This window comes from Streptomyces sp. NPDC053541 (assembly GCF_044544705.1).
GTDB lineage: Bacteria > Actinomycetota > Actinomycetes > Streptomycetales > Streptomycetaceae > Streptomyces.
On the sequence record NZ_JBITXM010000013.1, the window covers coordinates 200,677 to 221,862 of the forward strand.

The 21,186-nt window shown below is 72.8% G+C and carries 16 protein-coding genes; 6 read left to right on the forward strand and 10 right to left on the reverse strand.

Annotated elements, in window-relative coordinates; genetic code table 11:
* Together ACIGW2_RS31540 and ACIGW2_RS31545 are read right to left on the reverse strand one after the other, a co-directional pair.
* Positions 1 to 2,313 (reverse strand): molybdopterin oxidoreductase family protein, encoded by a 2,313-nt coding sequence (locus tag ACIGW2_RS31540; RefSeq protein WP_399847432.1) that lies wholly within the window; start codon positions 2,311 to 2,313, stop codon positions 1 to 3.
* Positions 2,310 to 3,401, reverse strand: coding sequence for an MFS transporter (locus ACIGW2_RS31545; RefSeq protein WP_399847588.1), 1,092 nt, complete (start codon positions 3,399 to 3,401; stop codon positions 2,310 to 2,312). Before ACIGW2_RS31545 ends, ACIGW2_RS31540 begins: the two co-directional genes overlap by 4 nt.
* 282 nt (positions 3,402 to 3,683) lie before the next feature.
* On the opposite strand from ACIGW2_RS31545, the gene ACIGW2_RS31550 reads away from it, so the two are divergent.
* The 3 genes from ACIGW2_RS31550 to ACIGW2_RS31560 all read left to right on the forward strand — a co-directional run bounded on the left by ACIGW2_RS31550 (position 3,684) and on the right by ACIGW2_RS31560 (position 6,991).
* Positions 3,684 to 4,874 carry a low temperature requirement protein A gene (locus tag ACIGW2_RS31550; RefSeq protein WP_391654732.1) on the forward strand — a complete coding sequence of 397 codons (1,191 nt, stop codon included), beginning with the start codon at positions 3,684 to 3,686 and terminating at the stop codon, positions 4,872 to 4,874.
* Between the two features lie 74 nt (positions 4,875 to 4,948).
* Positions 4,949 to 6,031 carry a P1 family peptidase gene (locus tag ACIGW2_RS31555; RefSeq protein ID WP_399847435.1) on the forward strand — a complete coding sequence of 361 codons (1,083 nt, stop codon included), beginning with the start codon at positions 4,949 to 4,951 and terminating at the stop codon, positions 6,029 to 6,031.
* A 171-nt stretch (positions 6,032 to 6,202) separates the two neighbouring features.
* Complete coding sequence (locus ACIGW2_RS31560; RefSeq protein ID WP_391654734.1) at positions 6,203 to 6,991, forward strand: DUF6227 family protein; 789 nt, start codon at positions 6,203 to 6,205, stop codon at positions 6,989 to 6,991.
* Positions 6,992 to 7,152: 161 nt separating this feature from the next.
* Here ACIGW2_RS31560 and ACIGW2_RS31565 read toward each other — a convergent pair whose 3' ends face one another.
* Positions 7,153 to 8,715 (reverse strand): MFS transporter, encoded by a 1,563-nt coding sequence (locus ACIGW2_RS31565; RefSeq protein ID WP_399847436.1) that lies wholly within the window; start codon positions 8,713 to 8,715, stop codon positions 7,153 to 7,155.
* A gap of 62 nt (positions 8,716 to 8,777) precedes the next feature.
* Here ACIGW2_RS31565 and ACIGW2_RS31570 point away from each other — a divergent pair, with 62 nt between their 5' ends.
* Positions 8,778 to 9,740 (forward strand): helix-turn-helix transcriptional regulator, encoded by a 963-nt coding sequence (locus ACIGW2_RS31570; RefSeq protein WP_399847438.1) that lies wholly within the window; start codon positions 8,778 to 8,780, stop codon positions 9,738 to 9,740.
* A 128-nt stretch (positions 9,741 to 9,868) separates the two neighbouring features.
* On the opposite strand, the gene ACIGW2_RS31575 is transcribed toward ACIGW2_RS31570, so the two are convergent.
* Positions 9,869 to 10,867, reverse strand: a complete 999-nt coding sequence (locus tag ACIGW2_RS31575) for a sigma-70 family RNA polymerase sigma factor (RefSeq protein WP_361585937.1) — start codon at positions 10,865 to 10,867, stop codon at positions 9,869 to 9,871.
* A 378-nt stretch (positions 10,868 to 11,245) separates the two neighbouring features.
* Entirely contained in the window at positions 11,246 to 12,052 is an 807-nt protein-coding gene (locus ACIGW2_RS31580; RefSeq protein WP_391654737.1) for a dioxygenase, read from the reverse strand.
* Between the two features lie 140 nt (positions 12,053 to 12,192).
* Here ACIGW2_RS31580 and ACIGW2_RS31585 point away from each other — a divergent pair, with 140 nt between their 5' ends.
* Positions 12,193 to 12,681 (forward strand): MarR family winged helix-turn-helix transcriptional regulator, encoded by a 489-nt coding sequence (locus tag ACIGW2_RS31585; protein ID WP_391654738.1) that lies wholly within the window; start codon positions 12,193 to 12,195, stop codon positions 12,679 to 12,681.
* 156 nt (positions 12,682 to 12,837) lie between these two features.
* Here the strand turns inward: ACIGW2_RS31585 and ACIGW2_RS31590 are convergent, their stop codons facing one another.
* Positions 12,838 to 14,367, reverse strand: coding sequence for an MFS transporter (locus ACIGW2_RS31590; RefSeq protein ID WP_361585946.1), 1,530 nt, complete (start codon positions 14,365 to 14,367; stop codon positions 12,838 to 12,840).
* Positions 14,368 to 14,475: 108 nt separating this feature from the next.
* Positions 14,476 to 15,105: a helix-turn-helix domain-containing protein gene (locus ACIGW2_RS31595; protein ID WP_356064395.1), complete on the reverse strand. Its 630-nt coding sequence runs from the start codon at positions 15,103 to 15,105 to the stop codon at positions 14,476 to 14,478.
* 373 nt (positions 15,106 to 15,478) lie between these two features.
* On the opposite strand from ACIGW2_RS31595, the gene ACIGW2_RS31600 reads away from it, so the two are divergent.
* Positions 15,479 to 16,756 carry a M6 family metalloprotease domain-containing protein gene (locus tag ACIGW2_RS31600; RefSeq protein ID WP_399847442.1) on the forward strand — a complete coding sequence of 426 codons (1,278 nt, stop codon included), beginning with the start codon at positions 15,479 to 15,481 and terminating at the stop codon, positions 16,754 to 16,756.
* On the opposite strand, the gene ACIGW2_RS31605 is transcribed toward ACIGW2_RS31600, so the two are convergent.
* The 3 genes from ACIGW2_RS31605 to ACIGW2_RS31615 all read right to left on the reverse strand — a co-directional run bounded on the left by ACIGW2_RS31605 (position 16,740) and on the right by ACIGW2_RS31615 (position 21,022).
* A complete protein-coding gene (locus ACIGW2_RS31605) occupies positions 16,740 to 18,653 on the reverse strand; it encodes a class I adenylate-forming enzyme family protein (protein WP_399847443.1) in 1,914 nt (637 codons plus the stop codon). The two genes, ACIGW2_RS31600 and ACIGW2_RS31605, sit on opposite strands and share 17 nt — an antisense overlap.
* A gap of 211 nt (positions 18,654 to 18,864) precedes the next feature.
* Positions 18,865 to 19,569: a ScbR family autoregulator-binding transcription factor gene (locus tag ACIGW2_RS31610; RefSeq protein WP_399847444.1), complete on the reverse strand. Its 705-nt coding sequence runs from the start codon at positions 19,567 to 19,569 to the stop codon at positions 18,865 to 18,867.
* Positions 19,570 to 19,693: 124 nt separating this feature from the next.
* Positions 19,694 to 21,022, reverse strand: a complete 1,329-nt coding sequence (locus ACIGW2_RS31615) for a cytochrome P450 (protein WP_391654742.1) — start codon at positions 21,020 to 21,022, stop codon at positions 19,694 to 19,696.
* Between the last annotated feature and the right edge of the window lie 164 nt (positions 21,023 to 21,186).

A 21,186-nucleotide genomic window follows, 5' to 3' on the forward strand; every position in this document is an offset into this window, starting at 1 on the left:
TCAGCTCCTCTCCGAGGTGCCACGGCCCTGCGGGGACGTGGGCGGCAGGGGGTCGTCGCGGGAGACCTGGGTCTCCGGGTAGGCGACGTGGCCGGGCGCGGTGGGCGGCGCGGGGACCTCGTCGACGCGTTCGGCCGGCTCGATGCGGGCGGCGCAGACCTTGTACTCGGGGATCTTCGACCGGGGGTCGAGGGCGTCGATGGTCAGGGCGTTGGCCGCCGTGGGCACGGGCCAGTGGTAGGGCACGAAGACGGTGTCGGGGCGGATGGCCTCGGTGACCAGGGCGGGGAAGACCTCGCTGCCGCGGCGGGTGACGACGCGGACCGGGTCGCCGTTGCGGAAGCCGTGGGAGGGGTGGACCTCGACCCAGGGGCGCGGGGTCTGTTCGACGAGGGCGCCCAGGCGGCGGGTCTGGTTGCCGGAGAGGAAGTGGGCGACGGTGCGCCCGGTGGTGAGGGAGAGGGGGTATTCCTCGCTGTACGGGTCCATGGGCGGGTGCCATTCGACGGCCTGCATGTGGACCTTGCCGTCGGCGTGGTAGGTCCGGCCGTCCTCGAAGAGGCGGGGGGTGCCGGGGTGGTCGGTGGAGGGGCAGGGCCAGGCGATGCCGCCGGTCTCCTCCAGCCGTTCGTAGGTGATGCCGTAGTAGTCGTTGACCGTGCCGGCCGACGCGATGCGGAGTTCCTCGAAGACGGAACGGGAGTCGGGGAAGGCGAATTTGTCGCCCGCGCCGAGGCGTCTGGCGAGCTCGCAGAGGACCCAGGTGTCGGTGCGGACGCCGGCCGGGGGTTCCTGGGCCTTGTTGTGCTTGACGACGCGGGCCTCGGCGTTGGCCATGACGCCTTCGTCCTCGGCCCAGACGGTGACGGGGAAGACGACGTGCGCGTTGGCGGCGGTCTCGGAGAGGAAGAAGTCGAATTGGGCGTGGAACTCGGTGGTGTCGTAGCCCTCCTTCACCGTGGCGTAGTGCGGGAGGGAGACGAAGGGGTTGTTGCAGATGCCGATGAGGCCGCGGATCTCCTTGCGCCGCATCTGCCAGACCATCTCCATCATGGAGGTGCCGGCGGGCGGGAGCTCGGTCTCGTCGATGCCCCAGATCTCGCAGATCTGGCGGCGGTGCTCGGGGTCGGAGATGGAGCGGCCGCCGGGCAGCAGGTCGGACTTCTGGCCGTGCTCGCGGCCGCCCTGGCCGTTGCCCTGGCCGGTGATGGTGCCGTAGCCGGCGCCGGGCTTGCCGATGTTCCCGGTGGCGACGCACAGGTTGATGATCGTCAGGCAGTTCTCGACGCCCTGGGAGTGGTGTTCGACGCCGCGGGCGTGCCAGGCCATGGCCTTGCCTGCGCCGGCGAACATGCGGGCGACCTGGACGATCTGTTCCTCCGGGACGCCGCAGATCTCGGCGGCGCGGGAGGGCGGGTAGTCGGCGACGGTCTTGCGCACCTCCTCCCAGCCGGTGGCGTGGGCGGCGAGGTAGGCCTCGTCGGCGAGGCCCTCCTCGACGACGACGTGGAGGACGGCGTTGAAGAAGGCGGAGTCGGTGCCGGGTTTCAGGGCGACGTGGACGTCGGCGGTCCGGGCGATGGCGGTCTCGCGCGGGTCGACGACGATGAGGGTGGCGCCGCGGTCCCGGGCTCCCCAGAGGTACTGGGTCATGACGGGGAAGCACTCGCCGACGTTGGAGCCGGCGATGAGCAGGCAGTCGGTGAGGAGGATGTCGGAGAAGGGGTTGCCGGCCCGGTCGATGCCGAAGGAGAGCTTGTTGGCTCCGGCGGCCGAGACCATGCACAGGCGCCCGTTGTAGTCGACGTGCCGGGTCTTGAGGGCGACCCGGGCGAACTTGCCGACGAGATAGGTCTTCTCCGAGAACAGGCTGGCGCCGCCGAGCAGGCCGAAGGCGTCGTTGCCGTAGCGGGACTGGATGCGGCGGATCTCGGCGACGGTGAAGTCGAGCGCCTCGTCCCAGCCGACTTCGCGGAAGGGCTCGTCGCGGCTGCGGCGCATGAGCGGGGTGGTGAGCCGGTCGGGGTGGTTGACCTGCTGATACGCGTTGATGCCCTTGGGGCAGAGCCGCATCCGGTTGATGTCGTGGTTGCGGGGTTCGACGCCGAAGACCTTGCCGCCGCGGTCGACGCGCAGGTACATGCCGCACTGCACCCCGCAGAAGCAGCAGTGGGTGGGGACGAGGGTCTCGCCGTTCTGGTCGGCGTGCCAGCGGTCCGCGGGGATGCCGCCGGCGTCGCGGAAGTCGCGGGTGCCGGGCGGGGCGACCGAGGGGTCGAGCGGCAGCGGCTGCCCCGCGTGCGCGTGGGTCACTTGAAGCCCTTCTTGACGTGGGTGAGGTAGGCGGTGCCGCGCAGGACGCGCTTGCAGCGGGGGCAGTACTCGGCCCATTCGTCGAAGCCGAGCTGGAGATCGCGCATGGTGCCCCGGAGGTTCTCGACGTACGGGGCGGTGTCGACGGGCCGGCCGCAGCGGCGGCAGCCGAGCAGGCCCTCGGCGTCGACCTCGCCGGGGACCCCGGCCTCGGCGGCGGCCCCGGTCAGGGCCCCGGCCGTGGTGGCCGGCTCGCCCTTGCGGCGGGCGGTGTACTTGAACAGCTTCATGCCGACGGCGGCGGGTCGCTGCACGATGTGGAAGAACTTCCCGAACGGGATGTAGATGAGCGTGAAGACCACCGACACCATGTGCAGGATCGCCAGGAACTTGTAGCCGCCGCCGTGCAGGAAGATCGAGGAGAAGGTGAGCAGCAGGCCGGTGACGGAGATGACGACGAGGGCGAGCAGCGGCACCAGGTCGTAGGCGAAGCGCTGGCCGGTGATGGCGCCGCGGTCCTTCATCCGGCGCCACAGGAAGTAGCCGGCGCCGGGGATGACGAGGACGGCGGCGATGTCCAGGCCGTGGAACATGAGCCAGCCGACGATGTTCAGCGAGTCGAAGCCGAGGATCTTGAAGCCCCAGATCCGCATCTCGTAGCCGGGCCCCGAGCCGGTGGAGGAGGTGAAGGTGAACCAGCCCCAGGTCAGCGGGAAGGTGATGAGGGCGGCGAGGACACAGCCCCAGAAGATCAGCTGGTGAGCGGCCCAGCGGGCGTGCGAGCGGGCGCCGAGGAACTTCTGGAAGCCGAGGTAGGTGGCGATCATCCGGGGCAGGGCGGTGGGCGCCCTGCGGAAGTTCGCGGCGGAGAAGAAGGCCCGCCAGCCCTGCTGGAAGAGCCGCCGGGCGCCGGGGGCGGAGATCCACACGGTGTAGCGGTAGGCGACGCCGAAGGCGAGGAAGACCGTGGCCACCGCGTACGGGAGGAGGGCGGAGTCGAAGTCGCGCAGCAGCCGGCTGCCGAGGACGATCGCGAGGATCAGCAGGGCGGAGACGGCGACACCGGCGAGGGCGGCCCGGCGGCGCACCTGGGCGGGGGTCTGTGGCGGCCGGGTCCCGGCGGCTGCCGTCGCCCCGGCGGGGGCCTGGTCCTGGGTGGAGTCGGCGCGTGCCTGCGGGGACTCGGCGGGGGCCGGCGGTGGCTCGATCACGCGGCCACCCTAGGTGGGTATGGGTACATGTGCGCGCTTTGTGACACGAGTGGGTGAGGGCGCGTCGGCTCGTCGGGCGGCGGGCGGTCCGGGGCCGGAAGACCTCCGCCACGGTGTCGCGGCGGGCCCGGATCGGGCGCGCGTGCTGTTCTGTCGTGCATGACGCAACCTCTTCTGCCACTCACCGCACGTTCGCGCGACGAGGCGCACCGGGCGGCGACGCCCCTCGAGTTGTTCTTCGACCTCTGTTTCGTCGTGGCCGTCGCCCAGGCCGGCGCCGAGCTCGTGCACGCCGTCGCGGAGGGGCACTCCGGGACCGGGATCCTGAACTACGCCATGGTCTTCTGGGCCGTGTGGTGGGCCTGGATGAACTTCACGTGGTTCGCCTCGGCGTACGACAACGACGACGCGCTCTACCGGGTGGTCACCCTGGTCCAGATCGCCGGCGTGCTGATCCTGGCCGCCGGTGTCTCGCGGGCCTTCGAGGAGCACGACTTCCTGGTCGTCTACGTCGGTTACGTCGTGATGCGGCTCGCGCTCTCCTCCCAGTGGCTGCGCGCCGCGCACCACGCAGCCGACGCCGCCGAGCGGACGATGTGCCGCCGTTACGCCGCCGGGGTGGTGGCCTGCCAGATCGGGTGGCTGGCGCTGCTCTTCGCGCCGGAGGACGCGCGACCCTACGTGTTCCTGGTGATGGCGCTGGCCGAGATGGCGGTGCCGGTGTACGCGGAGAAGGACGTCACCACGCAGTGGCACCCGCACCACATCGCGGAGCGCTACGGGCTCTTCACCATCATCGTGCTCGGCGAGACGATCGCGGCGGCTACGGTCGCCGTGAAGTCGGGCGTCACCGAGAACGACGCACTCGGCGAGGTGCTGCCGATCGCCGCGGGCGGGCTCCTGATCGTCTTCGCGGCCTGGTGGATCTACTTCGTCGTGCCCGCCCACGACCGCCTGTCCTCCAACCGGCAGGGCTTCCTCTGGGGCTACGGCCACTACCTGATCTTCGCCTCGGCCGCCGCGATCGGCGCGGGCATCGAGATCGCGGTCGAGCAGGCGGTCGGGAAGGCGCACATCACCACCCTCGCCGCGGCCTCCGCCGTGACCATCCCGACCGCCGTCTTCCTGATGTGCGTGTGGCTGCTGCACGCCCGCTACTTCAAGGTCGGGCTCGCCCAGCAGGCCGTGCTGCCGGTGGCGTCCCTGGCGATCCTCATGTGCTCCTTCGCCGGGCACTGGGCGGTGCTCGCGGCCGGCCTGGTGGCCGCCGCGACGGTGGCGGTGGGCGTGACCCTGACCGCGACCAATCCGGCCACCCGCCCGCGCCGCCCCGACCGGTCCCGCACCTGACCGGTGCCGCACCTGACCGGTCGCGCGCCCGCCCGCTCCTCCCCAGTCGCCGCCTTCCGTGCTACCCAGGACGCATGACGGAGGAGCAGCACACGGAGCAGCAGCGAAGGGGACCGCTCGACGCCCTCACCGACGTGGCCGGCCTGCGGGTCGGCCACGCACGCGTGGCGGGGGCGGGAGCGCTGTCCGGGACGACGGTCGTGCTCGCGCCGGAGGGCGGCATGGTGGCCGCGGTGGACGTGCGGGGCGGCGGGCCGGGCACGCGGGAGACGGACGCGCTGGATCCGCGCAACGTGGTGCAGCGGATCGACGCCGTGGTGCTGACCGGCGGCAGCGCGTACGGGCTCGACTCGGCGGGCGGGGTGATGGCCTGGCTGGAGGAGCGCGGGCGCGGCGTGCGGGTGGGGCCGGAGCCGGCGCACGTGGTGCCGGTGGTGCCCGCCGCCTGTGTCTTCGACCTCGGCCGGGGCGGGGACTTCGCGGCCCGGCCGGACGCGGCGACGGGGCGGGCGGCGGTGGCCGCGGCGGAGGCGAACGGGCCGCACGCGCGCGTGGCGACGGGCGCGGTGGGCGCCGGGACCGGGGCGGTCGTCGGCGGCCTGAAGGGCGGGGTGGGGACGGCGAGCACCGTCCTGGGGTCGGGGATCACGGTGGGCGCCCTGGTGGTGGTCAACGCGGTCGGTTCGGCGGTGGACCCGGAGACGGGTGTGCCGTACGGGGCCTATTTCGCGGGCGGGCGCCCGGTGCACCCGGAGCCGGCGGTGCACGAGGCGGCCCGGCGGCGGCTCGCCGAGGCGCGGGCGAAGCACGCGCCGCCGCCGCTCAACACCACGCTCGCGGTGGTGGCGACGGACGCGGTGCTGACGCGGGCGCAGGCGCACAAGCTCGCGGGGACCGCGCACGACGGCATCGCGCGCGCCGTCCGTCCGGTGCATCTCCTGAACGACGGCGACACGGTCTTCGCCCTCTCCACGGGGGCGCGCGAACTTCCCTCCGCGCCGGGGCCGCTGGCGCTCAACGAGATCCTCGCGGCGGGCGCGGACACCGTCACGCGGGCCATCGTGCAGGCGGTGCTCGCGCCCACTTCCGGGGCCTACGGGCCTGGTGGGGACTTCCCGGCCTATCGGGAGCTGTACGGCGGCACGCCGGGCGACTAGCCCCAGGCGCCGACTGCCGGTATACCAAAGGAAGTTGAGAAATATGCGCGGGGGGCGCGGGAACTCGATGTGCGCCCCCGTTCGTTTTCCCGAACGCCGGACACGATGTCAGACCCAGGGACTACGTTTAGCAAGCAGCAAGTGACATGCGGCGACGGCCTGGAGACCCTCTTGAACGATCCGCAGGATCAGTCACACGATCCGTACGAGACGACCGAGACCCATCTTGAGCGACTCCTCGGCCGGGCGCTCAACTCCTTCGATCTGCCCGACTCCCTGGTCGAGCGCCTGGAGTCGGCCCTCGCGCACTCCACCGCGCTCTACTCCTCGCACCACAGCGCGTCGCTGCACCGCACCACCTACCGCCACACCTATCTGCTCCCCGACGGCACGGCGCCCAGCCTGTGGGAGCTGGTGCACAACTCGGGCCGGGACGGCTCCGACCAGCACGAGCTGTACGTGGAGGAGGCCGAGGCGCGGCTCGCCGCCTCGCGGCTGCCGGCCGGGCCCGCGCTGGGCTGGACCGTGGAGCGCGCCGACGGCACGCCCGCCGACGAGGACGACGACCTGGAGATCCTGAGCGCCCTCCTCGCCCGGCCGATACCGGCGCAGCCGCGCGTGTACGTGCCGGACAACTCCGCGGACCACGCGCGCCGGGTGCTGCGCCGCGCGGAGAACGCGGACCGGCCCGGCGAGGCCACGGCACGCCGGCTGCGTCTCGCCTTCGCGCACCACATCACGCAGGCGCTCGGGCGCCAGTGCCCCGTCGAGGGCGGCCGGGACGCCGGCTTCACCCTCTACGAGCACCAGTTCCTGCTGGTCGACGGCACCGAGCTGAGCCTGTGGGAGGTCGAGCACACGGCGACCCCCGACGGGCGCCACATGTGCGAGGTGTACGAGGAGGAGGCCGCCGCCCGCGCGGCGATGGAGTCGCGCAGCCGCCGCAGCCGGGTCCGCTGACGCCCGGCCGAGGCCGGCCCAGGGACCGTTGCCGGGCAAGGGTCCCGGTCGCATGACGCGAGGGGCGGCGCGCCCTCCCGGTGCGCGCCGCCCCTTCTCGTACCACTTCGTACTGCTCGTACTGCTCGTGCCGCTCAGAGTCCTCCGACGGTCGCCTTCGGTCAGGAGACCAGCTCGGGCTCCTTCGCCGGCGGGGCGTCCGGGGTGGCTCCGGTGTCGCCGGCGTCACCGCCCTCCAGGTGCTGCTGGGGCTTGGCCGGGAGGGCGAACATCACCAGGAAGATGCCGGCGAGCACCACGGCCGCCCAGCCCAGCGAGTTCTGGAAGGCCTCCGTGAAGGCCTTGCCGGTCTCCTGCGGGAAGGCCTTCAGCCGCTCCTCGTCGATGGTCCCGAAGAACACCACGGACACCAGGCCGAGGCCGAGCGCGTTGCCCATCTGGCCGGTGGTGTTGATCAGCCCGGAGGCGGAGCCGGCGTGCTCGCGCGGCACCTCGGAGAGCACCGCGTCGGTCAGCGGGGCCACGATGAGGCCCATGCCGAGGCCCATGACGACCAGGGCCGCGATCATCTGCCAGGGGTGGATGTCGGTGCCGTAGCGGCCGGCGAGGACGAAGTAGAGCAGGATGCCCGCGCCCATGGTCAGCGCGCCCGCCTGGAGCACCTTGCGGCCGAAGCGCGGCACGAGCTGCTGGACGGAGAGGCCGGCCGCGGTGGACACGGCGATGGAGAACGGCACACCGGTCAGGCCGGCCTTGAGCGGGCTCCAGCCGAGGCCGATCTGCATGTAGAGCGTCCAGACCAGGAAGAAGATGCCCATCACGACGCCGAAGGTGAGCTGGACGGCGATGCCGGCCGCGAAGGACTTCACCTGGAACAGGGACAGCTCGACGAGCGGCGAGCCGTCCTTCCGGGTCTTGTGCTTCTCGTACGCGACGAGGGCGCCGAAGACCAGGACGCTGCCGGCCATCATCAGGTGGCCCCACAGCGGCCAGCCGAGCTCGCGGCCGCGGGTCAGCGGGTAGATCAGCATGAGCAGCGCGGCCGTCACCAGGAGCACGCCGACCATGTCGAGCCGCAGCGCCTTGGGCGCCTTGGACTCGATGATGAAGCGGCGGCCGAGGATCAGGGCGGCGATGCCGACCGGCAGGTTGATGAGGAAGATCGGGCGCCACTCCAGGCCCGCGATGTTCCACTGGGTGAGCAGCGCGCCGAGCAGCGGGCCGGAGACCGCGCCGAGGCCGATGATCGCGCCGAACAGGCCGAAGACCTTGCCGCGCTCGTGTGCCGGGAAGGTGACGTGCACGATCGACAGCACCTGCGGCACCATCATCGCCGCCGCCGCGCCCTGCAGCAGCCGGGAGCCGACCAGCATCTCCTGGTTGGCGGCGAAGCCGCACAGCGCGGAGGCGAGGGTGAAGCCGGCGGTGCCGACGAGGAACAGGCGCTTGCGGCCGTGGATGTCGCCCAGCCGGCCGCCGGTGATCAGACCGGCGGCGAAGGCCAGTGCGTAGCCGGCGGTGATCCACTGGATGGCGCCGAAGGAGGCGCCGAGGTCCCGCTCGATGCTGGGGATCGCGATGTTCACGATCGTGGCGTCGACCAGGTCCATGAAGGCGGCGGTCATGACGATCGCGAGGGCGATCCAGCGTCTCTTGTCCCCGGTGGCGGGGTCGGCGACGGCCGCGTCGGAAGCGGCCGCGGGGGCGGCGTCGTGTGAACTCATACGAGGAAACTAGAAGCCATATAGGTCAGGTCATGTCCTAGTTGGCGCGCATCCTGGATCTCATGACGGACACACCGGCACGACTCCTGAATCTGCTGTCGCTCCTCCAGACCCCGCGCGAGTGGCCGGGCAGCGAGCTGGCCGAGCGGCTCTCGGTCTCGCCGCGCACGATCCGCAGGGACATCGACCGGCTGCGCGACCTGGGCTATCCGGTCGAGGCGAGCAAGGGCGCGGTGGGCGGCTACCGCCTGGGGGCGGGCTCGGCGATGCCGCCGCTGCTGCTCGACGACGAGGAGGCCGTGGCCATCGCGGTGGGGCTGCGGGCCGGGGCGGGGCACGCCATCGAGGGCGTCGAGGAGGCCTCCGTACGGGCCCTGGCCAAGCTGGAGCAGGTGCTGCCCTCGCGGCTGCGTCACCGGGTCTCGACGCTCCAGAACGCGACGATCCCGCTCACCCGCGGGGACGGCGCCACCGTCGCGCCGCAGACCCTGACCGCGCTGGCGGGTGCGGTGACGGGCCACGAGAAGCTGCGCTTCGGCTACCGGGCGGGGGACGGCGCGGAGAGCCGGCGGCTCGTGGAGCCGTACCGGCTGGTGTCGACGGGGCGCCGCTGGTACCTCGTCGCCTACGACCTGGGGCGGGAGGACTGGCGCACCTTCCGGGTGGACCGGGTCACCGAGCCGTTCCCGACGGGGGCCCGGTTCGCGCCGCGCGAGCTCCCGGCCGGGGACGCGGCGGCGTTCATGACGCGGTCGATGGCGCGGGCGCAGGGCGAGGTGGACCTGGACGTCGAATTCGCGGCGCCCGCCGAGTTCGTGGTCGCCCGGCTGCCCGGGCACCTGGTGCCGGTCGCCGAGGGGCCGGACCACTGCCGGCTGCGGGCCCGGGTGGCGGACTCGGTGGAGTGGCTGGCGCTGCGCCTGGCGCTCATGGACGTCGACTTCACCGTGCACGCGCCGGAGCCGCTGATCGCCTACATGCGGGACCTGTCGGTGCGGCTGGCGGCGGCGACGCGGCCTGCCTGAGCAAGGGGCCGCACGCGCGCCGTACGTGCGGGCCGGCCCGGGGGCAGCCCCGGGCCCGGTCTCACGGCCCGTACCTGGGGGCGCCGGTCCCCCGGACGTGCCCGGGTGCCGGCTCCCGTCCGGCCCTCCTACGCCACCGCGTCGAAGCCGGTGTCGCGGGCCATCTTCTTCAACTCCAGGAGCGCGTGCTTCTCGATCTGGCGGATGCGCTCGCGGGTGAGGCCGTGCTCCTTGCCGACCTCGGTGAGGGTGCGCTCGCGCCCGTCCTCGATGCCGTACCGCATGCGGATGATCGAGGCCGTGCGGTGGTCCAGCTTGTCGATCAGGTCGTCGAGCTCCTCACTGCGCAGCAGCGTGAGCACGGACTGCTCGGGCGAGATCGCCGAGGTGTCCTCCAGGAGGTCGCCGAACTGGGTCTCGCCCTCGTCGTCCACGGACATGTTGAGCGAGACCGGGTCGCGGGCCCAGTCGAGGACGTCCGTGACCCGCTCCGGGGTGGAGCCCAGCTCGGTGGCGATCTCCGCGGGCTCCGGCTCGCGGCCGTTCTCGCGGTTGAACTCGCGCTGGACCCGGCGGATGCGGCCCAGCTCCTCCACCAGGTGGACGGGGAGCCGGATGGTGCGGGACTGGTCGGCTATGGAGCGGGTGATGGCCTGGCGGATCCACCACGTCGCGTACGTGGAGAACTTGAAGCCCTTCGCGTAGTCGAACTTCTCGACCGCGCGGACCAGGCCCGCGTTCCCCTCCTGGATCAGGTCGAGCAGCGGGAGTCCGCTGCGCGGATAGCGTCGGGCCACGGCGACGACGAGCCGCAGGTTGGACTTGATGAACAGGTCCTTCGCCCGCTCGCCCTCGGCGACCAGTGCCTCGAGCTCCTCGCGGGTCGCCTCCGTCTCCGTCTCGATCTCTCCGTCGAGGATCTGCCGGGCGTAGACGCCCGCCTCGATCGTCTGGGAGAGCTCGACCTCCTTGGCGGCGTCGAGCAGGGGGGTGCGCGCGATCTCGTCGAGGTACATGCCGACCAGGTCGCGGTCGGCGATCTCCCCGCCCACGGCGCGAACGCTGCTTGCCCGGCCCTCTCCGCTCGCGGCGGAGGACTGACGACGGGCGACGGCACGGGTTGCCATGCGTGCTCCCTTGCTGAGTAGGTCGCGACACCCTCGCGGGTGCCCTGCATCCGACGGAAACAACGACTGGAATCAGGACAGAATTCCCACCCGGCACATGGATTTTCGCGATCATGCAGTATCCTGCGCCGCCCCTACGTGCACGCGGGAGCGGCGGGCCGGTCGCCGTGACCCACGGAGGTGCAGGTCAGAGCGGGCGAAGGGGGCGATCCGGGCGCCCTGCTCGCCCTCTGTCACCCCTCCATGCGTGAGACGGGCGTCACGTTCGGCCCCGAATCCCTCACCCGGGAGCAGCGGCTCCTTCGGCTCCGCTCCCACCCCGAAGACGCCCCGCACCGCCTGCTGGTTGCGCGCGGCCCTTCGGCGGGCACCGGCGCGTCAGCCGAACTGCACCGAGCGCTTGGCGAGCCCCATCCAGAAGCCGTCGATGACGCTGCGCTCCTCGTCCAGGTCACCGGCCGCGTCCGCCGCGCCCATGGTGACGAAGAGCGGGGCGAAGTGCTCGGTGCGCGGGTGGGCGAGGCGGCCGGCCGGGGACTTGTGCTCGAAGTCGAGCAGGGCGTCGACGTCCCGCGCGGCCAGCGCCTCGCGGCCCCACGCGTCGAACTCGGCGGACCAGCCGGGCACGCCCGGGCCGGTGTGGCGCAGGGCGGCGAGGTTGTGGGTGAAGAAGCCGCTGCCGACGATCAGCACGCCCTCGTCGCGCAGCGGGGCGAGCCTGCGGCCGATCTCCATGAGCCGGCGCGGGTCGAGCGTGGGCATGGAGATCTGGAGGACGGGGATGTCGGCGTCGGGGTACATCTCGACGAGCGGCACGTACGCCCCGTGGTCGAGGCCGCGGTCGGGGATGTCCTGCACGGGCGTGCCGGGCGCGCGCAGCAGCTTGCGGACGGCCTCGGCGAGCGCGGGGGCGCCGGGGGCCGCGTACCGCACCTGGTAGTAGTGCTCGGGGAAGCCCCAGAAGTCGTAGACGAGGGGCACCGTCTCGGTGGCGCCGAGGGCGAGCGGGGCCTCCTCCCAGTGCGCGGAGACCATGAGGATCGCCGTGGGGCGGGGCAGGCCGGCGGACCAGGCGGCGAGCTCGCCGGGCCAGACGGGGTCGTCGGCCAGCGGCGGCGCGCCGTGCGAGAGGTAGAGGGCGGGCATGCGCCCGGCCGGGGTTCGTTCCAGCGTGGCGTCGCTCATGGCGTCCGCCTCCTTACCGCGCACCGCGCATGCGTTCCCCGCACGCGCTCCATGAATGCTTGAAGTTTCAAGCTTGACTGTCGGGCACAGCTTAGACCCGATCTAGTTCAACTTTCAAGAACTGCCCGTACCATGGATCCATGACCGAACCCCGCTGGCTCAGCGACGAGGAGCAGCGCGTCTGGCGCTCCTACCTCCACGCCACCACCCTCCTGGAGGACCATCTCGACCGCCAGCTGCAGCGCGACGCCGGGATGCCCCACGTCTACTACGGGCTGCTCGTCCAGCTCTCCCAGGCACCCCGGCGCCGGATGCGGATGACCGAGCTGGCCAAGAACGCCAAGATCACCCGCTCGCGGCTCTCGCACGCCGTCGCGCGCCTGGAGAAGAACGGCTGGGTGAGCCGCGAGGACTGCCCCTCCGACAAGCGCGGCCAGTTCGCGGCGCTGACCGACGAGGGGTACGAGGTGCTGCGCCGCACCGCGCCCGGGCACGTCGACGCCGTGCGGCAGGCCCTCTTCGACCGCCTCTCGCCCGAGCAGGTCGAGCAGCTGGGCGGGATCATGCGCACCCTCGCCGAGGGCCTGCAGCCCTCGGACCCGAACGCGGACCTGCCCTGGCTCCGCTGAGCGGAGCCAGGGCAGGATGCGCCGGATCGGGTGGCCGGGCCCCGTCTCGTGTCGCGCGTCGCGCACGGAAACCTCTCAGTGCGCGACGACCCAGTGCACGACGAGTCAGTGGGCGACGCCCCAGTGCACGACTCAGTGCACGACTCAATGCACGCCTCAGTGGGCGACGACGGGGATCTTCACCTCGTCCTCGGCGTCCGCACCGGAGCCGGCGACCGCGCCGGTGCCCGGCTTGCCGGTGTTGATCAGGGTGACCGCGAGGGTCGCCGAGACCACCAGGATGCCGACCGCCCACCAGATCGCCGCCGAGTAGCCCTCGACCATGCCCTGGAGCTGGACCAGCTTCTGGGCCGCCGGGGTGGTGGCGCCGGCCGCGTGGTCCGTCAGGTACGCGGTGGTCGCCGAGGCGGCGATGGTGTTCAGGAGGGCCGTGCCGATGGCGCCGCCGACCTGCTGCGAGGTGTTGACCATCGCGGAGGCCACACCGGCGTCCCGCGGGTCGACCCCGAGGGTGGCCAGCGACATGGCCGGCATGAAGGCGGTGCCCATGCCGAGGCCGAGCAGCAGCTGCGCGGGCAGGATCAGACCGGCGTACGAGGAGCCGATCTCCAGCTGGGTGAGCAGCAGCATGCCGACGGCGGCGGTCAGGAAGCCGGGGCCCATCAGCCAGCGCGGCGGGACCCGGGTCATCAGCCGCGTACCGATCTGGGTGGAACCGGTGATCATGCCCGCGATCATCGGCAGGAACGCGAAGCCCGTCTTGACCGGCGAGTACCCCTTCACGACCTGGAGGTAGTAGGTCAGGAACAGGAACAGGCCGAACATCGCGATGACGGCGAGGCCGAGGGAGAGGTAGACACCGCCGCGGTTGCGGTCGGTGACCACGCGCAGCGGCAGCAGCGGGGACTTCACCAGGCCCTCGACCACCGCGAAGGCGACGAGCAGCACGACCGAGGCGCCGAACAGACCCAGGGTGACCGGGTCGGTCCAGCCGTCGGACTCGGCGCGGGTGAAGCCGTAGACCAGCGAGACCAGGCCGAGGGTGGAGAGCAGCACGCCGGGGACGTCGAGCGGCGAGCGGTTGCGGCCGCCGGCCGGCTCGCGGATCACGAAGTACGCGCCGAGCGCCGCGACGACGGCGAACGGGATGTTGACGAAGAAGGTCCAGCGCCAGTTCAGGTACTCGGTGAGGAAGCCGCCGAGGATCAGGCCGACGGCGCCACCGCCACCGGCGATCGCACCGTAGATGCCGAAGGCCTTGGCGCGCTCCTTGGCGTCGGTGAACATCACCGCGAGCAGCGAGAGGGCGGCGGGCGCGAGCAGCGCGCCGAACGCACCCTGCAGCGCACGGGCGCCCAGCATCATCGCCTCACCGGTGGCCGCGCCACCGAGGGCGGAGGCGAAGGCGAAGCCGATCAGGCCGACCACGAAGGTGCGCTTGCGGCCCCACAGGTCGGCGACCCGGCCGCCGAAGAGGAGCAGACCGCCGAAGGCGAGGGCGTAGGCCGTGATGACCCACTGCCGGTTGCCGTCGGATATCCCCAGGTCCTGCTGGGCGGAGGGCAGCGCGATGTTCACGATCGTGGCGTCGAGCACCACCATCAGCTGGGCGAGCGCGATGAAGACCAGGGCCTTCCAGCGGCTCGGGTCCGCCTGCACGGGCGGGGACTGGGCGATTTTTGACATGGGGGTAGCCACCTCTTGGCGCAAAAGGCTGAAAAAGGACGTTCGGGCGTTCTTACGGGGAGTCAGGGGTGCCGCGCGGCGACGGCGTCATGATCAAGGGCGCGGACCTCAGCGGGCCGGACAGATCTCGCTCCTCAGGCTCTCGAGGGTGGCGGCGGCACCGGGCAGCTCGGAGCGCGCGGGCGCCTCCAGGCCGTCCAGGAACACCTGAAGGTGACGGTGGACGAAGCGGTCCATGTTCATGCAGGCCGTGCCCGGCAGCGGCCGGGTCAGCTGCGAGAGCGCGACCATCAGGTCCCCGACCCCGACGTCGGCCCGCATCCGGCCGGCCGCCTGCGCCCGCTCGACGAGGCCCGTCACGGCCTCCTCCAGACGCGAGCGCTCGGCCAGCAGGTCCGGGTGGTCCTTGTCGAAGTCGCCGTCGAGCATCGGGCACAGGGCACCGACCCGCTCGTCGGCCGCGGCGTGCGTGAAGCGGCGGAGCGCGGCGAAGGGGTCGCTCTCCTCCTCGGCGGCCTCGTACGCCCGCTCGGTGATGCGGGCGGTGAGCGAGAGGACGACCTCGCGGACGAGGTCGGCGCGCTCCGGGAAGTTGCGGTACAGCGTCGCGTTGCCCACGCCCGCGCGGCGGGCTATCTCGTCGAGCGGCACCTGGGCGCCGAACTCCACGAACATCTCGCGGGCCGCCGTCACGATCCGCTCCCGGTTGCGCAGGGCGTCCGCCCGCGGCCGGGGCATCCGGCGGGCCCGGGTGCCGGTCCCGGAGGTCCGGGTGCCGGTCCCGGACGCCCGGGTGTCGGCCGCGGTCGTCGGGGCGGCCTCGGGTACGGGCGCGGCGAGCGCGCCGGCGAGTGCCGTCTCCGCTGGGCTGGTGCTCACTGCCGTACCTCTCCCGCCTGCTCCGGATGGCCGGGCCGCTTTCGGGTGGCCATCTGATCCGGGGACTCAGTCCCCACTTCGTCGAACACAGGGGTAAACGGGGACTCGTTCCCCGGTTATTTCCCTCACCCGACGTGACCTGCGTCACATCCCCCGGTCGGGCCACCCGGCGCGCGCCCCTCGATCACCCGCCACAGGCTGATCGCAACACCGAGCGGAGAGAGGCGACCGCATGCAGGAGACCCGCCGACGGATACGCAGACCCATCGCCCTGGCCTCGGCGGCCGCCCTCGCGATCGCCGCCCTGGCGACGGCCAGCACCACCCTGCCCGGACCGGCCCCCGCCTCGGCGGGCCCGGTGGCCGCCGGCACCGGGGAGGCACCGCTGGGACCGTGCCGGATCGCCACGACGATGGGTGTGCAGATGTCGGAGGGGCTGCCGACGGCCCCCGGTTACGCCCGCTCCACAGGGCACATCAAGGCCCTCAACCTGATGATCGACTTCCCGGACGCCCCCGGGCAGGGCACCGCGATGAGCCGCTTCCGCGAGTTCTTCCCGCAGACCTCCGACTGGTTCCGGGTCAGCTCCTACGGGCGCCTCCACTACACCCCCGAGACCCCGATACCCGACTGGCTGCGGATGCCCCGCCCCTTCTCCTCGTACGGGGTGGAACGCGGCTCGCCGTACGAACCGGGCTACCGCGGCCTCGTCCAGGACATCGTCAAGGCCGCCGACCCGCGCGTGGACTTCAGCGCCTACGACCTGGTCAACGTCCTCGTCACGCCGAACGCCGGGCCCTCCGCCCTGGACACCGTGCTGTCCGTGACCTTCTCCGGCAACGACGACGCCCCGTACGCGGACGGCGTCCCGCTCGCCAACACGTCCTTCGTCTACAGCCGCCAGGACGACGGCTCCGGCAGCTACGCCGAGACCGGCTACCGCGTGCTGCCGCACGAGAACGGGCACGTCTTCGGACTGCCCGACCTCTACACCGTCGACGGCGGCGGCACCGTCGGGCACTGGGACATCATGTCCGAGGACTGGGGGGCCAACAACGACCTGCTCGGCTGGCACAAGTGGAAGCTGGGCTGGCTCGACAACGACCAGGTCGGCTGCGCCTCCCGGCCCGGCGACTTCGAGTACACCCTCACCCCGCTCGCCACCACCGGCGGACCCAAGCTCGCCTTCGTCCCGCTCTCCGGCACCTCCGGCTACGCGGCCGAGGTGCGCACCCGCGAGGGCAACGACGAGGCCGTCTGCAAGACCGGCGTCCTGGTCTACCGGGTGGACACCGACGTGGACACCGGGCACGGCCCGGTCACGGTCGCCGACAGCGACCGCTCCAGCGGCGGCTGCACCCGGCGCCCCAACGTGCACGCCGAACTCTCCGACGCTCCCTTCGGCCCCGGCGAGACCTTCACGGACCGGACCAACGGCGTCCGCATCAGCGTCCTCGACGAGGACCCCGAGACCGGCGGCTACCGCATCCGGGTCACCCGTTCCTCCTGAGGCCCGCCGAATCCGGCGCCCCGCTGATGAACTCGGTGAGCTCGGTGAACTCGGCGAACTCGGCGCGCAGCTCGCGCTTGAGGACCTTGCCCGTGGCGTTCCGGGGCAGTTCCGCGTCCCGTACGCGCACGTGCGCGGGCACCTTGAAGGCGGCGAGGCGCGCGCCGACGTGCGCCCGCAGCTCCTCCGGGCCGGCCGACGCGCCCGCCCGGAGCCGGACCACGGCGGCGACCTCCTCGCCGAGCAGCGGGTGCGGCACGCCGAGCACGGCCGCCTCGGCGACGTCCGGGTGCGCGTGCAGCACGCCCTCGACCTCCCCGCAGTACACGTTCTCGCCGCCCCGGATCACCAGGTCCTTGATCCGGTCGACGATCGTGACCCGCCCGTCCCGCACCCGCGCCAGGTCGCCCGTGCGGAACCAGCCGTCCGGGGTGAAGGCGGCCCGGGTGGCCTCCTCGTCGCCCCAGTAGCCGCGGATCAGGGACTGGCCGCGCAGCCACAGCTCGCCGACGCCGTCCGCGTCCGGCCGGTCGATCCGCACCCGCACGGCCGGGGCCGGCCGGCCCGCGCTGTCCGGGTGCGCGCGGTACTCGGCGCCGAAGTTGGCCAGCACGCCGCCGCAGGTCTCGGTGAGGCCGTAGCCGTTGCGGGGCTCGATCCGCTCCCCGTACGCGGCGGTGATCCGCGCCGCGAGCTCGGGCGGGGCCGCCGCTCCCCCGGTGTTGATCATCGTGACGGAGGCCAGCGGGTCACCGGTGCGCTCGGCGAGGTCGAGCAGCTGGAGCGCGGTGGTGGGCACGCCCGCGTAGTGGGTGACCTGGTGGGTCCGGATCAGCTCCAGGGCCTTCGCCGCGTCCCACTTGCGCATCAGGACGAGGCTGCCGCCGGCCGCCATCACCGAGTAGAAGGAGGTGAACGCGGCCACGTGGAAGAAGGGGAACGTGGTGAGCGAGACCGGCACCGGCCCGGCCCCCGGCCGTCCGCCCCGGCGGACCGCGGAGGCGGCGGCGAACCAGCGCGGGTTCATCGCCGCGCCCGCCTGCGCGAGATGGGTGGCCACGGCACCCTTGGGGCGCCCGGTGGTGCCCGAGGTGTAGATGATCGTCGCGTCGTGCTCGGGCAGCACCTCGACCGGCGGCGGCCCGAGCAGCGGGTCGGTGTCGGGGACGTACGGCTCGAAGCCCTCGGGGTACGGGTCGGGGTGCGCGTGGGGGTCGCCCTCGGGGTCACCCTCGGAGTCGCCCTCGGGGTCGCCCCCGGTGTGCGTGGCCGTGGCCGGTTGCCCCTCGGGACCGCCGTGGAAGACGATGCCGGGGACGGCGCGGGCCCGGGCCCAGTCGGCGACCCGTGGCACCCGCTCGCCGTCCACCAGCAGCACCCGCGGGGCGCAGTCGTCCAGCGCGTACGCGAACTCCTCGGCCGTCCACCAGGCGTTGAGCGGGACGGCGACGAGTCCGGCGAGCTGGGCGGCCCAGAAGGCGACGTGCCACTCGGGGTGGTTGCGCATCGCCACGACCGCCCGGTCGCCGGGGCGCAGTCCGTGCACGTCGACCAGGCGCCGGGCGAGGCCGCAGGCGGCGTCGAAGAAGGCGCGGTAGCCGAGGACGCCGTCGTCGGAGATGAGGAAGGGCCGGTCACCGAAACCCCAGGTGGCCTCGACGAACTCGCGCAGCGTGCGCGGGCCGCCGGTGTAGACGCCGTGCTCGTCGACGGCGAAGGGGGCCCCAGGGGCGGTCAGCGCGGCGAGCGCGGAGCGCACCTCAGCGGAGCGCGGCACGTCGGACGGCACGCCGAACGGATCGGCGTACGGGTCGGCGTACGGATCGGCACATGGATCGGCGCACGCATGGGCGTACGGATCGGTGTGCCGGTACGGATCGGTGGGCCGGTCGGCCATGGCGCCTCCCTCTCTCCGTCGCTCGCTGTCGGCCGCCTTCCGCGCGGGCTAAGCGTTCGCTCAGCGGATCGGTCCGCCGACGCTATCAGGCGGGCCCGGAGGCAGGGCCAGGGCCAGCGCCCGGATCAGGGCCAGGGTCAGGGTCAGGGTCAGGGTCAGGCGAGGGTCGGGGTCAGGGCGACGGCCAGAGCCAGGGTCAGGAAGGGAGCACCTACTCACCGGTCGCCCGTACGCAATCGGCCTCCCCCGACTCCCGTACGCGGTCCGGCTCCCCCGTTTCAGGTACGTGATCAGGCTCCCGTACGCGTTCCTGGTCGCCGGCCGCCACGAAGAGGCCGACCCGTGCCGCGCCGACCACCCGGGGCAGCAGGAACGCCCAGAAGCGGGTGAGCGGGGCGCGCTCCAGCCAGCCCGGGTCCTGGTGGCCCAGGGCCTCGTGGCCCGCCGCGACCGCGACGACCGCCGCCGCGACGTCACGGGCGGCGACGTCGGGCGCGAGCAGGCCCGCGCGCTCGGCGCGGGCCACCATGCCCTCGACCCACTCGCGCCACTGGCGCCTCAGGTCCCGCTCGGTGCGGGTGCGCTCGGGGGCGGCGCCCAGCGCGAAACCGGCGCGCAGCACCGGGTCGGTGCCGAGACCCTGGACCAGTTCGTGGCTGGCGTCGATCAGGATCTGCAGCGGCAGCGCCTCGCGCTCCCGGGTGATCCGCAGCAGGCGGTCGCCGGCCGCCGCGACGACCGCGTCGGCCAGTGCCGCCTTGCTGGGGAAGTGGAAGTGCAGGGCGCCGCTGCTCACCCCGGCGCGGGCGCTGATGGTCGCGAGCGAGGCGAGCTCGAAGCCGTCCCGGTCGAAGAGCACCGCCGCCGACTCGACGAGGGCGTTGCGGGTCCGGATGGCCCGCTCCTGCTTGGCCAAGGGGCCTCCGTCACTGAGGAGGTGCCGACGCGTTCCGAGGTGCCGACGCGTTCACTTTCTTCGACTGTAACAAACCGGTCGAGCGGTTTTTCAGCGAACAAAAGAGACCGTGCGCCCGTGCCCGTCAGTCGCGCGCGGCCCGCCGGACGGGCAGTGCCCCGTACCCGTTCAGGATGAAGGTCGGGAGCGGAGCCAGCTCCTCGGCGGGGCAGGCGAGTTCGAGGTCGGGGTAGCGCTCGAAGAGGGCTTCGAGGGCGGTCGTCGCCTCCAGGGTCGCGAGCGGGGCGCCGAGGCAGCGGTGCACGCCGTGGCCGAAAGCGAGCGGGTCGCGGTCGGTGCGGAGCACGTCGAAGCGCTCGGCGTCCGGCCCGTGGCGCTCCGGCTCACGGCCGCCGGCGGCGAAGTTGACGAGGATCGGGTCGCCCTGGGCGATCTTCACGCCGTCCAGCTCGATGTCCTCGACGGCGAAGCGCAGCGGCGAGTAGGCGGCCGGGCCGTGCAGGCGCAGGGTCTCGGCGACCACGTCGTCCCAGCTCGCCCGGCCGGCCCGGACGTGGGCGAGCTGCTCGGGGTGGGTGAGCAGCGCGGCGACGGCGTTGACCACGAGGGTGGCGGTGGTGTCCTGGCCGGCGGCGATCAACAGGAAGAGGGAGCCGAGGAGTTCGTTCTCGGTGAGGGCGTCGTCGCCGTCGCCGTCGCGGGCGGCGATCAGGGAGGAGGTCAGGTCGTCGCCGGGCACCTCGCGGCGGGCGGCGACCAGGCCGCCGAGCAGCCGGAAGGCGGTACCGCGCGCGGCCTCCATGGTCTCGGCGGAGACGCTGGAGCTGAAGACGGTGCGCAGGGCGGCGGTGAGCTCGTCGCGGTCGGCGCCCTCGGCCACACCGAAGAGCTCGCAGATGACCTGGAGCGGCAGCGGTTCGGCGTAGCCGGTGCGCAGGTCGGCGGTCTCGCCGGCGGCGAGGCGCTCGGCCAGGCCGTCGAGGAGCGCGGCGCTGATCTCCTGGATGCGGGGGCGGAGCGCGGCGGTGCGGCGGGCGGTGAACGCGGCGGCGACCAGACGGCGCAGGCGGGCGTGCTCGGCACCGTACGAGAAGAGCATGTTCTCGTTGGCGACCCAGGGGAAGAGCGGCCACTCGGGGGTGATCCGGCCCTCCATGAAGGCGGGCCAGTGGCGCCGGGCGTCCTTGGAGACGCGCGGGTCGACCAGCAGCCGCTCGACGTGCTCCTGGCGGACCACGGCCCAGGCGCCGACGCCGCCGGGCAGCTCGATCGGGACGGCGGGGCCGCGCTCCCGGAGGGCGGCGGCCTCGCCGGCGAGGTCGCGGCCGGTCACGTCGAGGGCGTACGGGCAGCCGCCCGCGCCCGCGAGGGCGAGGGATCCGGCGCCGGTGGCTCCGGGGGCGTCGTGCTGCACCTCGGGGTGCACGTCGTTGCGCTCGTCCATCTCGTCCATGCGGTTTCTCCGTCTTCTGGATCCGTTGCCGGATCGGATGCGGGGTCGGATACGGGGTCGGATGCGTCTCTGCGGGACCGCACGGTCGCGACCCCCGTGGCCGTGGCCGGTGTGGCCGTGACCCGTGTGGGCCGTGGCCATGGGGTCACGGGGTCACGGGGTCA

Bases quoted from the DNA above. Each gene is read 5' to 3' on its own strand.
- ACIGW2_RS31565 (WP_399847436.1), bottom strand. From the start codon at position 8,715: ATGAGTTCACACGACGCCGCCCCCGCGGCCGCTTCCGACGCGGCCGTC.
- ACIGW2_RS31585 (WP_391654738.1), top strand. From the start codon at position 12,193: ATGACCGAACCCCGCTGGCTCAGCGACGAGGAGCAGCGCGTCTGGCGC.
- ACIGW2_RS31615 (WP_391654742.1), bottom strand. From the start codon at position 21,022: ATGGACGAGATGGACGAGCGCAACGACGTGCACCCCGAGGTGCAGCAC.
- ACIGW2_RS31570 (WP_399847438.1), top strand. From the start codon at position 8,778: ATGACGGACACACCGGCACGACTCCTGAATCTGCTGTCGCTCCTCCAG.
- ACIGW2_RS31575 (WP_361585937.1), bottom strand. From the start codon at position 10,867: ATGGCAACCCGTGCCGTCGCCCGTCGTCAGTCCTCCGCCGCGAGCGGA.
- ACIGW2_RS31555 (WP_399847435.1), top strand. From the start codon at position 4,949: ATGACGGAGGAGCAGCACACGGAGCAGCAGCGAAGGGGACCGCTCGAC.
- ACIGW2_RS31595 (WP_356064395.1), bottom strand. From the start codon at position 15,105: ATGCCCCGGCCGCGGGCGGACGCCCTGCGCAACCGGGAGCGGATCGTG.
- ACIGW2_RS31590 (WP_361585946.1), bottom strand. From the start codon at position 14,367: ATGTCAAAAATCGCCCAGTCCCCGCCCGTGCAGGCGGACCCGAGCCGC.
- ACIGW2_RS31550 (WP_391654732.1), top strand. From the start codon at position 3,684: ATGACGCAACCTCTTCTGCCACTCACCGCACGTTCGCGCGACGAGGCG.
- ACIGW2_RS31580 (WP_391654737.1), bottom strand. From the start codon at position 12,052: ATGAGCGACGCCACGCTGGAACGAACCCCGGCCGGGCGCATGCCCGCC.
- ACIGW2_RS31605 (WP_399847443.1), bottom strand. From the start codon at position 18,653: ATGGCCGACCGGCCCACCGATCCGTACCGGCACACCGATCCGTACGCC.
- ACIGW2_RS31600 (WP_399847442.1), top strand. From the start codon at position 15,479: ATGCAGGAGACCCGCCGACGGATACGCAGACCCATCGCCCTGGCCTCG.